The following is a 12,409-nucleotide window of genomic DNA, read 5'->3' as shown; positions in this document are numbered from 1 at the left end:
CCCCCCTGGGCTAGCACTGCGGGGGTCGCCCCCCTGGGCCAACACTGCCAAGCCTCGGCGAAGCCGCCAAAAAGCGGCAAGTAGCCTCAGCCAGCTGGGGTACCAGGACTCGAACCTAGACTAACTGAACCAGAATCAGTCGTGCTGCCGATTACACCATACCCCAGTGCGGTAAGCGGGCCCTTCGGTTGTGAGGCCGTCCGGTCGCTCGCGCCTCGATGAGAATACAGGACCTTGGGAGTCGAACCAAAACGATTGCCGGGGTCGGCAGGGCGGTTCAGCGGGCGAAGCCGGGCGGGCCGATGTGCTCCTCGCTCCAGCGGGCGAGTGGGAGCAGGCGGCGCCAGGACGCGCGGACGCGCTCGACGGCCTCATGCGTGGCCATCCACGGGTCGGCGGGCCAGCCCTCGCGGGCGTACAGGGAGCGGTGCCGCAGCAGGTCGAGGCGGGGGTGGTCGGCGCGGGTGCCGCGCGGACGGGTCTTGAGGCGGTCTCCGGCGATCTCCATTCCGGAGGCGCGGAGGGCCTCGACGAGGGCCTCCAGCTCCTTGCCGGTGGAGTCGGCGTCGACGGCGGCGCGGTAGCGGCGGAGCTGGTCGGGCTCGGGGGCGTACAGGCCGCCGGCGACCATCAGGCCGTCGGCGTCGATCTGGACGTACAGGCCGCGGCGGGAGTGGGCGCCCTGGTGGGTCTTGTACGGCGTCTTGTCGGCCGCGAAGCGGACGTCGCGGTAGGGGCGGAACAGTTTCGCCGGGCCGAACTCGTCCTCGAGTTCGGCGCACAGCTCGGCCAGGGGTTCGCGCACGTACCGTTCGTAGGCGTCCTTGTGCGCGGTCCAGTAGGACTTGGTGTTGTCGGCGAGCAGCCCTTCGTAGAAGGCGAAGGTCTCGTCGGTGAATCCGCGGAATGCCATGGCGCCCCCTCACATGTCGTACGACCTCCAGGGTACGGAGGCCGTACGACGTCCAGGGGCGGGCGTCACTCGCGGGCGATGACGCGGTTGGTGAGGCTGCCGACGCCCTCGACGGTGACGGTGACCTCGTCACCGATCTCCAGGGGGCCGACGCCTTCGGGGGTGCCGGTGAGGATGACGTCGCCGGGCAGCAGCGTCATGACCTGGCTGACGTACTCGACCAGCGCGGGGATGTCGTGCACCATCTGGGAGGTGCGCGCGTCCTGCCTGGTCTCGCCGTTGACGGTGGTGCCGATGGCCAGGTCGGACGGGTCGGCCTCGGTCTCGATCCAGGGGCCCAGCGGGCAGAAGGTGTCGAAGCCCTTGGCGCGGGTCCACTGCCCGTCCTTCTTCTGCAGGTCGCGGGCGGTGACGTCGTTGGCGCAGGTGTAGCCGAGGATGACCTCGGCGGCGCGGGCGGCGGGGACCTCCCGGCACATCCGGCCGATGACGACCGCCAGCTCGCCCTCGAAGTCGACCCGTTCGCTGAGCTTCTCGGGGTAGGCGACGGCCTCGCCGGGGCCGATCACCGCGGTGGACGGCTTGGCGAAGATCATCGGTTCGGCGGGGGCCTCCCCGCCCATCTCGCGGGCGTGCGCGGCGTAGTTCTTGCCGATCGCGATGACCTTGCTGGGCAGGATCGGGGCCAGCAGCCGCACGTCGGCGAGCGGAAGGCGCTGCCCGGTGAAGGTGAGTTCTCCGAACGGATGGGCCGCTACGGCGGCGACGGTGTTCTCCTCCACCACCCCGAAGGACATGCCCTCGTCGGTGGCGAACCTCGCGATACGCATGGTCAAGAGCCTAGTGCCAGCCGGGTGAACCCGTTCAACCGGTCAGAACCCGCAGGGTGCGCCGTTCAGCCGGCAGCCCTTCGGGTCGGCCGCCGCCCCCTCGGCGCCGAACTGGATCTCCCAGGTGGCGCCGGGCGGGATGGTCCGCGCGTTGTCGAGGTTGCGGATCTCGACGCTGCCGCCGCCGCGGACGAGCCGGGCGCCCCAGATGTTCTTGACGTTGCCGCCGGGGGCCTGGAACGTGATCGTCCAGTCGGTCATGGGGCGGCCGGTCCGGTTGGTGAAGACGAACTTGCCCTCGTAGTAGCCGGGGTCGCGCTGGACGAGCTGGTAGGTGATGCCGTTCCCCTCGACGACGGGTCCGGCGGGCGGGGCGCTCGGGGGCGGCACGGCCTGTCCCGGTGCCTGGCCGGGGTCCTGGCCCTGCGGGGGCGCGGGGGCGCCGGTCGTGCCGCCGGGCGCGGGGTCGCCGGTGGTGCCGGGCGAGGCGGGCCCGGTGGGCGCGCCCGTGTCGGACGGGGCCGGGCCTGCGGGCGGCGCGGAGCGCGCGGCGGGCTTGCGGTCCGGGCCTCCGGAGTCGGACGCGGTGACGGCGGCGATGATCGCGCCGACGCCGATGACCAGCATGGCCGCGATGACGGCGGCCAGGAGCACTGGGCGCCGCGGCTTCTCCTGCGGCGGGGGTCCGGCGGGTGCGGCGGGGCCGACGGGCGTGCCCGGCGGCAGCCCGGGCGACGGGGACGCCGCGGGAGGCGGTGTCGCGTTCTCGGCGGGGGCGGAGCCGGGCGGCGGCGCGGCGGGCGGCGCAGGCGCGGGCGGCGCGGGCGGCGCAGGCGCGGGCGGCACGGGCGGTGGAAGGGGCGGTGTGGGCGCCCCGGCGGGCTGCTGCGGGACGGTGGGTCCCGCGGGCGCCTCGGGCCCGGGGGCGGGCGGAGCCTCCTGCCGGAGGGCGGCGGGCCGCTCCCCCGTGCTCTCCTCGGCGCCGAACTGCTCGGTCCACGGCCCCGGCTCGGAGGCCTTGAACATGACCACCTCCGGCGGCGTCTTCGGCGCCGGAGGGGCGGCGGCCGCGGCGACGACGGGCGGCGGCGCCGCGGGCTCGGCCGGCTCGGGGTCTTCGGGCGCCGTCTCCGCGACGGTCTCGTCCGGCGGCGCGAGGACCGGCCGGTCGACGAACGTGTCGGCGGCGCCGGTCTCGACGTCGGTCACGGTCGAGGGCGCCTCGGGCGGCTCCACGACCGTGGCCGCCGGGTCGGCCGGCTCCGGGGTCAGCGGCCGGTCCACGACGGTGGAGTCGGCGGGGTCCGCCGGGACGGTGTCGGCCTCGTCGTCCTGCGCACCGCCCGTGGCCTGCGGGATCGCGAACTCGGTGGTGCTCTTGTGGTCCGGGGGGACGTACCCGGGCTCCTCGCCGCTCAACTCCGTCACCTTCCCATGGCGTGGGCCCCGATGGCCGGGCTCATGGAGTCCGACGACGGCGGCGGCCCCGAGGTTCGGATCAGCCCGCGGCGGCGGGCTCCAGGCCGCGGCGGGCCGCCGCCCGCTGGTGCCGGTCCAGCATGTCGGTGATCATCCCGATCGCGTCGGGACGGGTGGTGTCCAGGCCCTCGCTGAGCCAGCGGCTCGCCTCGGCCAGCAGTTCCTCCGAGCCGGCGGCGCCGCGCTCGTCGGCCAGCCGGTTCAGCACGGCGCTCAGCCGGATCGCGGCGCCGGGCCGGTCGCTCTCGGCGGCCTGCCGGAACCAGCGGGCGGCCTGGTCGAGGTCGCCCTCGCTCTCGTACAGCAGCCCGAGCCCGAAGGCGATCTCGCCCCACGAGCCGCCGCACGGCCCGCCCAGGCCGCGATGCTCCGCGGGCTCGGGACGCGAGAGGCGGACGACGGACATGCGATCACTCCGTGGGTTCATGGGTCAGGGGTTCGGAAACCGCCGGGCCACGGCGCCGGGTGCGGATCCGGGCGGCCGCGGCCGTGGGATCAACATCATGACGGCCGGAGAACGGGTTCGCCACTCGTTTGGACGGTAACGGCGATTTTCCCGACGGACGGCCGCTTACCGCAGTCATCGCCCATGTCAGACATGCCCAGTTAACCGGGCGACCGGGGCGCGCCGGGCGGCGGGTGCCCGAGGGGGCGCGGGGGCCGCCGGATAGGGTCGGTCACGGAGATCGACGAAGGAGTCCGACCGTGTCCGTGGTGAAGATCAACGTACTGACCGTCCCCGAGGAGATGCGCGCGGAGCTCGAGAAGCGCTTCGCCGGCCGGGCCGGAATGGTCGAGGCCGCCGACGGCTTCGAGCACTTCGAGCTGCTCCGCCCGGTGGACGGCACCGACCGCTACCTCGTCTACACCCGCTGGCGCAGCGACGAGGACTTCACGCGCTGGACGGAGAGCCAGGCGTTCCAGCGCGGCCACGCCCAGGCGGGCGGCGGCGGGGGCGAAGGCCAGGGCCACGGCCACGGGCATGGCCACGGCGGGCCCGCGGCCACCGGCTCGGAGCAGTGGTCGTTCGAGGTGCTCCAGAGCGCCGGCCCCAAGGAGTAGCGCCCCGCGAAGGCGTGAACGGCCCTCCCGGCGGCGCGCCGGATCGCGCGCCGCCGGAAGGGCTCGGGCTCACGCCTCGACGAGATCCTGGTAGTCGGGGTGCTTCTCGATCCAGCCCTTGATGAACGGGCACAGCGGCACGACCGCGAGGCCCTTGGCCCGCGCGTCGTCCAGCGCGCCGCGGGCGAGGGCGCCGCCGACGCCCTGCCCGCCGAACGCCCCGTCCACCTCGGTGTGCGTGAACACGATCTTGCCCGGGCGGAGCCGGTACTCCGCGAACCCGGCCGGCTCGCCGTCCACGCGGACCTCGTACCGCTTCGCCTCGGCGTTGTCGGTGACCTCTTTGCTCATGTCCCGCTCAATGCCCGGCGGGCCGCAAAGATTCCTTCCGGGGGAACCCCGGGCACGCTCAGCTCACCTCGTGGCCCGCGTGCAGCAGGCAGTAGGTGACGGCCTCCTCCAGGGCCTGCCAGGACGCCGCGATGACGTTGTCCTCGACCCCCACGGTCCCCCACTCGCGCTCGCCGTCGCTGGACTCGACCAGGACCCGGGTGCGGGCGCCCGTCCCGTGCGAGCCCTCCAGGATCCGGACCTTGTAGTCGACCAGCTCCAGCCGGGCCAGCTCCGGGTAGAGCCGCCCCAGCGCCACCCGCAGCGCGTTGTCCAGGGCGTTGACCGGGCCGTTCCCCTCGCCGGTGGCGACGATCCGCTCGCCCTTGGCGTGCAGCTTCACCGTGGCCTCGCTGACCATGGAGCCGTCCGGGCGGCGCTCGACGATCGCCCGCCACGACTCGACCTCGAAGTGCCGCTGCCGGACGCCGGTCAGCTCCTCGCGCAGCAGCAGCTCGAACGAGGCGTCGGCCGCCTCGAAGGTGTAGCCGGTCGACTCCAGCTCCTTGACCCGCGCCACGACCTGCTTGGCCTTCTCGCCGGACAGGTCGTAGCCGAGCTCGCGGCCCTTGAGCTCCACCGAGGCGCGCCCGGCCATGCTGGAGACCAGCATCCGCATGTCGTTGCCGACGGTCGCGGGGTCGATGTGCTGGTAGAGGTCGGGGTCCACCTTGATCGCCGAGGCGTGCAGCCCGGCCTTGTGCGCGAACGCCGACAGCCCCACGTACGGCTGCTGCGAGCTGGGCGTGACGTTGGTGACCTCGGAGACCGCGTGCGCGATCCGGGTCATCTCGGCCATCTGGCCCTCGGACACCAGCCGCATGCCCCGCTTGAGCTGGAGGTTGCCGATGACGGTGAACAGGTTGGCGTTGCCGCTGCGCTCGCCGTACCCGTTGGCGCAGCCCTGCACGTGGGTGGCGCCGGCCTTCACCGCGGCCAGCGAGTTGGCCACCGCGCAGCCGGAGTCGTCGTGGCAGTGGATGCCGACGCGGGCGCCGGCCGAGACGACCTCGTGCACGACGTCGGCCAGCTCGTCGGGGAGCATCCCGCCGTTGGTGTCGCACAGCGCGACGACGTCGGCGCCGGCCTCGGCGGCGGTCCGCACGACCTCCAGCGCGTAGGCGCGGTTGGCCTTGTAGCCGTCGAAGAAGTGCTCGGCGTCCAGGAAGACGCGTTGGCCCTCCGCACGCAGGTGGGAGACCGTGTCGCGGATCATCGCGAGGTTCTCCTCCAGGGTCGTGCGGAGGGCCAGCTCGACATGCCGGTCGTGGCTCTTGGCGACGAGCGTCACGACCGGCGCGCCGGATTCGCGCAGGGCGGCCACCAGGGGGTCGTCGGCGGCCTTCACTCCGGCCCGGCGGGTCGCGCCGAACGCGGTGAGCTGCGCGTGCCTCAGGTCGAGCTCGGTCTGGGCCCGCCTGAAGAACTCGGTGTCCTTGGGGTTGGCGCCGGGCCAGCCGCCCTCGATGAATCCGACGCCCAGGTCGTCGAGGTGGCGCGCGACGGCCAGCTTGTCGGCCACGGAGAGGTTGAGCCCCTCCTGCTGCGAGCCGTCGCGCAGCGTGGTGTCGTAGACGTGGAAGGCGTCAGCCTGCATCGTCGTGTTCCCCCTCAGGGTTCTGGGCTGGCGCGCCGCTTGCCGTCCGTGCCGCTCCGCCGCGTTCCGCGGAGTCCTGGAATGCAAAAAGACCCCTCACGGACGTGAGAGGTCTGCGCGCCGGCGGTGTCCCGTTGTCAGCCGGCGCGCCAGCCGATAATCACGAGGCTGTGGCGCATGATGACGTCAGTCTGCCATACGGAGCGCGACGATGGGACATCGGTCTCAGCATCCGAGACGGGCGTGTCATCGTGCCTGGCCGGGCCCCCGCACGCGCGGGCGGGGGCCGGCCGCTCCCGCACCTCAGACGATCTTGTGGACCCAGCCGTACGGGTCGGGACGGGCGCCGTACTGGATGCCGATCAGCTCCTCGCGCAGCCGCATCGAGATCTCCCCGGGCTCACCGTCGCCGATGCTCCACTCGCGGTCGGCGCCCTTGACCTGGCCGACCGGGCTGATCACCGCGGCGGTGCCGCAGCCGAACACCTCGGTGATCTCGCCGGACGCGCAGCCGGCCTGCCACTCGTCCACGCTGATCTTGCCCTCCTCGACCGGGATGCCCAGGTCGGGGGCCAGCTTGAGCATCGAGTCGCGGGTGATGCCGGGCAGCAGCGTGCCGGTGAGCGCCGGGGTGAGCAGTCTGGGTCCCCGCCCGGGGCCATCCTCGCCCGAGCCGTACACGAACATCAGGTTCATCGACCCGACCTCCTCGACCCAGCGGTGCTCCACCGCGTCGAGCCAGACGACCTGGTCGCAGCCGTGCTCCACGGCCTGCGCCTGCCCCGCGAACGACGCCGCGTAGTTGCCGCCGGTCTTGGCCTCGCCGGTGCCGCCGGGCGCGGCGCGGGTGTAGTCGCGCGACAGCCAGACCGAGACCGGCCTGATCCCCCGGGCGTAGTAGTTGCCCGATGGAGAGGCGATGACCACGAACAGGAACTCGTCGGCGGGCTGGTTGACGCCGAGCGCGCGGGTGGTGGCGAACATGAAGGGCCGCAGGTAGAGGCTGAAGCCCTCCTTGGTCGGCACCCAGTCGCGGTCGGTGCGGACCAGCAGCTCCAGCGCGTCCACGAACAGCTGCTCGGGGATCTCCGGCATCGCCATCCGCCGGGCCGAGCGGTTCATCCGGGCGGCGTTCGCGTACGGGCGGAACGTCACGATCGTCCCGTCGGCCTGCCGGTACGCCTTGAGGCCCTCGAACAGCTCCTGGGAGTAGTGGAAGACCTGGCTGGCCGGATCCATCGGGATCGGCCCGTACGGCTCCAGCCGGGCGTCGTACCAGCCCTTCCCCGCCGCGTAACGGATGGTGACCATGTGGTCGGTGAAGTGCTGGCCCCAGCCGGGGTCGGCGAGGACGGCCTCGCGGTCGGCGGCGAGCGCGGGGCGCTCGCTGAGCGTGATCTCGAAGTCCAGCGTGCTCATCGTGGGGTCCTCTCCCGGATCGCCGCCCCGGCCCCGTCGCCGGTGGGCATTCCCTTAATCCTTATTGTCGTACTTCATCCAGCCCAACTCCTCCGTCGCGGCGCACACGAAAAACCGGGCGCGCCGCGAGGCGCGCCCGGTTGAGCGAACGCGCCGCCTAGCCGGATACTCGCTTGGCGATGGCGTCGCCGATCTGGGCCGTGGAACGGGCGCCCTGCCCGGCCCGCTCGGCCAGGTCCTCGGCGACGGCGCGCTCGACGCGGCGGGCGGCCTCGGCGGCGCCGAGGTGGTCCAGCAGCATGACCACCGACAGGATCGTGGCGGTCGGGTCGGCCTTGCCCTGCCCGGCGATGTCGGGGGCGGAGCCGTGGACGGGCTCGAACATCGAGGGGGCCGTGCCGTCGGGGTTGACGTTGCCGGAGGCGGCCAGGCCGATCCCCCCGGCGATCGCGGCGCCGATGTCGGTGATGATGTCGCCGAACAGGTTGTCGGTGACGACCACGTCGAACCGGCCCGGCTGGTTCACGAAGAACATGGTGGCCGCGTCGACGTGGCAGTAGTCGGTGGTGACCTGCGGGTACTCCGCCGCGACCTTCTTGAGGACGCGCTGGTAGAGGTCACCGGCGAAGGTCAGCACGTTGTCCTTGTGGACCAGGGTCAGCTTTCTGCGCGGCCGGTTGGCGGCCTGCTCGAAGGCGTACCGGACGACCCGCTCGACCCCGAAGGCGGTGTTGACGCTCTCCTGGGTGGCGACCTCGTGGGGGGTGCCCTTGCGCAGCACGCCGCCGACGCCCGTGTACGGGCCCTCGGTGCCCTCACGGACGACGATCATGTCGACGTCCTCCGTGGTCACCCCGGCCAGCGGGGTGGACACGCCCGGGAACAGCTTCACCGGACGCAGGTTGACGTAGTGGTCGAGCTCGAACCGGGCCCGCAGCAGCAGCCCGCGCTCCAGCACGCCGCTCGGCACGCTGGGATCGCCCACGGCGCCGAGCAGGATCGCGTCCTGCCCGCGCAACTCCTCCAGAACGGAGTCGGGCAGGGTCTCGCCGGTGCGGTGCCAGCGGGCGGCGCCGAGATCGTAGGACGTGCGCTCGAACGCCAGCCCGGACGAGGGGGCCACGGCGTCGAGGACCTTCAACCCCTCGGCGACCACCTCGGGACCGATCCCGTCACCGGGGATGACGGCCAGGTGAATGCTGCGGGATGCCATGCGCGCACTCTACTGCAAACGTCTCAGTTCCTGAGCATCCGTCTCAGATCCCGGTACGCATGTCTCGCCCGCCCGCTACCGTTCGGGCCACCGGCCGCGCTGTTGAGTAGGCCCTACTCATGGCGGGCGGGCCGGTGCCTGGAGGAGGCTCGGAAGACGGAGGCGACACGGCTTCCGCGGGAGGGAAGCCCATCATGGTGTACGCCAGGCTGCAGACCGTCCGGGGCATGCCCTGCCACGACGAGGCCGGGCCGGTGGAGCGCGAGCTGATGGAGATCGTGGCCCGCCACCCCGGCTTCGCCGGGCTGTGCCTGATGTCGGCCGTCGAGGACACCGAGGCGGGCGCGCTGCTCACCCTGTGGCGGACGCGGGAGGACGCCCGGCTCGCCGCCGACCGCACCGCGCGGGCACGGCCGTACCCCCGCCCGGTCACCCTGGAGAGCGACCGGATCTACCAGGTCCAGGGCGAGTACGAGGGGCCCGACGCCGGCAGTCCCGCCGCCGCGGCCGTGATCCTGTTCTTCGACGGCCCGTACGACGAGGAGTGGCTGGAGTCGGCCCGGTTCGCCCACCGCGAGCGGATCGCCCCGGCCCTGCTCGCCTCCCCGGGCTTCATCCGCGGCGTCGCCCTGTGGGACCCGCAGGACCGCGTCTGCGCCGTCGTCAACCTGGCGGTCTCGCTGGAGGCGCTGGCCCGCGCCGAGCGCGCGGTCAACTCCACCGAACTGCTCCCGGGCGAGAACCCGGCGCTGCTGACCGGGCCGGACCGCGCGGTCGTCCACCGCGTGTCGGGGTACGTGGGGGCGCCGTCCTGACCGCCGATCTGACCGGGAAACCGCGTAACGGTGGATCACGGGCCGTGACGGCTCGTACGATGCGGGCGTGGCCGCAATGCGCCAGCCGGAACCGCCCGCCCCGCCACGGCCCGGCGGCTGGCCCTTCGTCGGCCGGGCGGCCGAGGTGGCCGCGGTGCGGTCGGCGCTGCTCGACTCCACCCGCTCCGGGGTCGTCGTGGTCGGCGACGCCGGGGTCGGCAAGTCCTGGCTGGCCGCCAAGGTCGCCGACGACCTCGACCCGGGCCGCAACCTGGTGGTCCGGGCGAAGGGGACGCAGGCCGCGGCGCGGATCCCGTACGGGGCGCTCGCCCACCTGCTGCCCGCCGGTCCCGTCCGGGGCGGCGAGCCCCGGCTGGCCGCACCGGAGGCCGGGCGGCGCCTGGTCGTGGCCGTGGACGACGCGCACAGCCTCGACCCCGCCTCCGCCGAGCTGATCGCCGACCTGCTCGAGCGCGGCGCGGCCCGGCTGCTGGCGACGGCCCGTACCGGGGCGCGCGCCCCCTCCCCCCTCGCCCCCTTCTGGGGCGCGGACCCCGACGAGGCCGAACGCCGCGTACACCGCCTGGAACTGGGCCCCCTGGGGCACGCGCAGACGGCCCAGCTGCTGGAGGCCGCGGTCGGCGGCCAGGTCGAGGACGCGGGCTCCCGGCGGCTGTGGCGGGTCACCCGGGGGAACCCGCTGTTCCTGCGGGAGCTGGTCCTGGCCGGGATGCTCGAGGAGAGCGGCGGGGTGTGGCGCTGCGCGCCCGGCCCGACGCTCACGCCGCGGCTGCGCGAGCTGATCGAGGCGCGGATCGGCGGCGTGGACGAGCGGGAACGCCTCGCCCTGGAGTACCTGGCCCTGGGCGAGCCCCTGGACGAGGCGCTGCTGCACGATCTCACCGACGCGGCGGCGGTCGGCAGGCTGACCGGCCGGGACCTGGTCATGGCCGCCGGGGCGGAGCTGCGGCTCGTCCACCCCCTGTACGGGGAGGCGGTGCGGGCCGGGATGGGCCCGCTGGCGACCCGCACCCGGCTGCGCCGCCTGGCCGACGCGGTGGACGGCGCGGGCCTGCGGCGGCGCCAGGACGTGCTGCGGCTGGCCACCTGGCGGCTGGACTCGGGCGGCGGCACCGACCCCGACCTGCTGCTGAGGGCGGCCCGGATCGCCTGGTCGGGGTTGGCCATGGAGCCCGCCGCCCGGCTGGCGGCGGCGGCGCTGGAGGCGTACCTGGCGCGGCCGGAGCGGCGTCCGGGCAGCGCGGGCGAGGCCGCCGCGCTGCTGGCCACCGTCCTGCACTTCGCCGACCGCGACGGCGAGGCGGAGACGGCGCTGGGCGAGGTCGCGGGGCGGCTGCTCGACGATCGCGAGCGGGGCCTGCACGCGGGCGCGCTCGGGCTGGTCCTGGCCTGGGGCCTGGCCCGCGACGGCGACGCCCGCGCCGTCCTGGCCGAGGCCGCCGCCACGATCGGGGACCCGGCGTGGCGGCGGCACGTCCTGGCCCTCGGCGCGTGGATCGACCTGTCCGCGGGACGGGTCGCCGACGCCCGCGGCGCGGTGGAACGATCACGCGAGCTGGAACCGGCGCCCGCCCCGTTCGCCGCGGAGACCGGCGCGGCCGAGGCCCTCATCGGCGCCTACGGCGGCGACCACGCGCGGGCCGTGGCGATCGCCGCGGCGTCCATGGACGAGCGCGCCCGCTGGCGCGACGAGGTCCCGATCGTGATGCCCGTGCTCGCCCAGGCCCGCACGGTGGCGCACCTGTTCGCCGGCGAGGTCGGCGAGGGACTGGCGGCGACGGCCGCGGGCCTGGACCTGGTCGAGGAGTTCGGCCGGTGGAACCGGGTCGAGGCCTCGTTCTGCGGCTGGCGGGCCCATCTGCACCGGCTGCGCGGCGATCTGGCCGAGGCGGTGCGCTGGGCCCGGGACGGCGCGGCCCGGATCGGCGGCCGCTCGGCCATGTTCGCCGGGCTGTGCTTCGGCGAGCTGGCCTCCGCCGAGGCCCAGCGCGGCCGGGCCGGCGAGGCGGAGGAGGCGCTGCGCCGGGCCGAGGACCTGGCCCGCCCCGCCTGGCACGGCGTGGAGTTCTCCCTGGCCCTGGCCCGCCCGTGGGTGCTGGCGGCGCGCGGTCAGACCGGCGAGGCGGTGTCCGCCGCGCTGGCCGCCGCCGACGACGCCGAGGCCCGCGGACTGCGCGGGTACGCGATGTTCGCGCTGCACGACACCGTCCGCCTGGGTGCCGCCGACCGCGCCGCCGCCCGCCTGACGGCCCTGGCGTCCCAGATGGACGGCCCCCTGGCCCCTCTGTGCGCCCACCACGCCACCGCGGCCGCCGCCCGGGACGCCAAGGCGCTCGCCACGGCCTCGGAGTCGTTCGAGGCGCTGGGCATGCTCCTGTACGCCGCGGAGGCCGCCGCCCAGGGGTCGGCCGCCGCCCGCGCCCGGACGCTCGCCGAACGCTGCGGCAACCCGCTGACCCCCGCGCTGACCTCCCTGGCCGCGCCGCAGCTCACGTCCCGCCAGCGCGAGATCGCCCGGCTGGCCGCCCAGGGCCTCAGCAACAGGGAGATCGCCGACCGCCTGTCGATCTCGATCCGCACCGTGGGCAACCACCTGGTGATGATCTACGAACGCCTCGGCACCAGCGACCGCGAGTCCCTCGCGAGACTCTTCACCAACCCCTGACACCC

11 protein-coding genes and 1 tRNA gene are annotated in these 12,409 nt (G+C 74.2%); 3 read left to right on the top strand and 9 right to left on the bottom strand.

The features are described from left to right. Positions 1–94: 94 nt before the first annotated feature. The 5 genes from ACZ466_RS32800 to ACZ466_RS32780 all read right to left on the bottom strand — a co-directional run bounded on the left by ACZ466_RS32800 (position 95) and on the right by ACZ466_RS32780 (position 3,628). A tRNA-Gln gene (locus tag ACZ466_RS32800) sits at positions 95–166 on the bottom strand. A 111-nt stretch (positions 167–277) separates the two neighbouring features. Then, positions 278–913 carry a DUF2461 domain-containing protein gene (locus ACZ466_RS32795; RefSeq protein ID WP_378287701.1) on the bottom strand — a complete coding sequence of 212 codons (636 nt, stop codon included), beginning with the start codon at positions 911–913 and terminating at the stop codon, positions 278–280. Between the two features lie 65 nt (positions 914–978). Further along, on the bottom strand, positions 979–1,743 hold the full coding sequence (locus ACZ466_RS32790; RefSeq protein ID WP_378287700.1) for a fumarylacetoacetate hydrolase family protein: 765 nt from the start codon (positions 1,741–1,743) through the stop codon (positions 979–981). 42 nt (positions 1,744–1,785) lie between these two features. Then, positions 1,786–3,162, bottom strand: a complete 1,377-nt coding sequence (locus ACZ466_RS32785; protein WP_464041779.1) for a cellulose binding domain-containing protein — start codon at positions 3,160–3,162, stop codon at positions 1,786–1,788. A gap of 79 nt (positions 3,163–3,241) precedes the next feature. Beyond that, a complete protein-coding gene (locus ACZ466_RS32780) occupies positions 3,242–3,628 on the bottom strand; it encodes a hypothetical protein (protein WP_378291576.1) in 387 nt (128 codons plus the stop codon). 299 nt (positions 3,629–3,927) lie between these two features. Here ACZ466_RS32780 and ACZ466_RS32775 point away from each other — a divergent pair, with 299 nt between their 5' ends. Next, positions 3,928–4,284: an antibiotic biosynthesis monooxygenase family protein gene (locus ACZ466_RS32775; protein WP_378291574.1), complete on the top strand. Its 357-nt coding sequence runs from the start codon at positions 3,928–3,930 to the stop codon at positions 4,282–4,284. Between the two features lie 69 nt (positions 4,285–4,353). On the opposite strand, the gene ACZ466_RS32770 is transcribed toward ACZ466_RS32775, so the two are convergent. The 4 genes from ACZ466_RS32770 to ACZ466_RS32755 form a co-directional block, all read right to left on the bottom strand. Further along, entirely contained in the window at positions 4,354–4,635 is a 282-nt protein-coding gene (locus ACZ466_RS32770) for a GNAT family N-acetyltransferase (RefSeq protein ID WP_378291572.1), read from the bottom strand. 58 nt (positions 4,636–4,693) lie between these two features. Further along, positions 4,694–6,271, bottom strand: a complete 1,578-nt coding sequence (cimA, locus tag ACZ466_RS32765; protein ID WP_378291570.1) for a citramalate synthase — start codon at positions 6,269–6,271, stop codon at positions 4,694–4,696. A 303-nt stretch (positions 6,272–6,574) separates the two neighbouring features. Further along, complete coding sequence (locus ACZ466_RS32760) at positions 6,575–7,690, bottom strand: branched-chain amino acid aminotransferase (protein WP_378291568.1); 1,116 nt, start codon at positions 7,688–7,690, stop codon at positions 6,575–6,577. A gap of 157 nt (positions 7,691–7,847) precedes the next feature. After that, positions 7,848–8,903 (bottom strand): 3-isopropylmalate dehydrogenase, encoded by a 1,056-nt coding sequence (locus tag ACZ466_RS32755; protein ID WP_378291566.1) that lies wholly within the window; start codon positions 8,901–8,903, stop codon positions 7,848–7,850. Between the two features lie 194 nt (positions 8,904–9,097). On the opposite strand from ACZ466_RS32755, the gene ACZ466_RS32750 reads away from it, so the two are divergent. Next, positions 9,098–9,718 (top strand): hypothetical protein, encoded by a 621-nt coding sequence (locus ACZ466_RS32750; RefSeq protein ID WP_378291564.1) that lies wholly within the window; start codon positions 9,098–9,100, stop codon positions 9,716–9,718. A gap of 76 nt (positions 9,719–9,794) precedes the next feature. Then, positions 9,795–12,404, top strand: coding sequence for a LuxR C-terminal-related transcriptional regulator (locus ACZ466_RS32745; RefSeq protein WP_378291578.1), 2,610 nt, complete (start codon positions 9,795–9,797; stop codon positions 12,402–12,404). Positions 12,405–12,409 lie beyond the last annotated feature (5 nt).

The organism is Actinomadura rugatobispora, from assembly GCF_055379765.1.
This window is presented reverse-complemented; position numbering and strand designations above follow the sequence as displayed.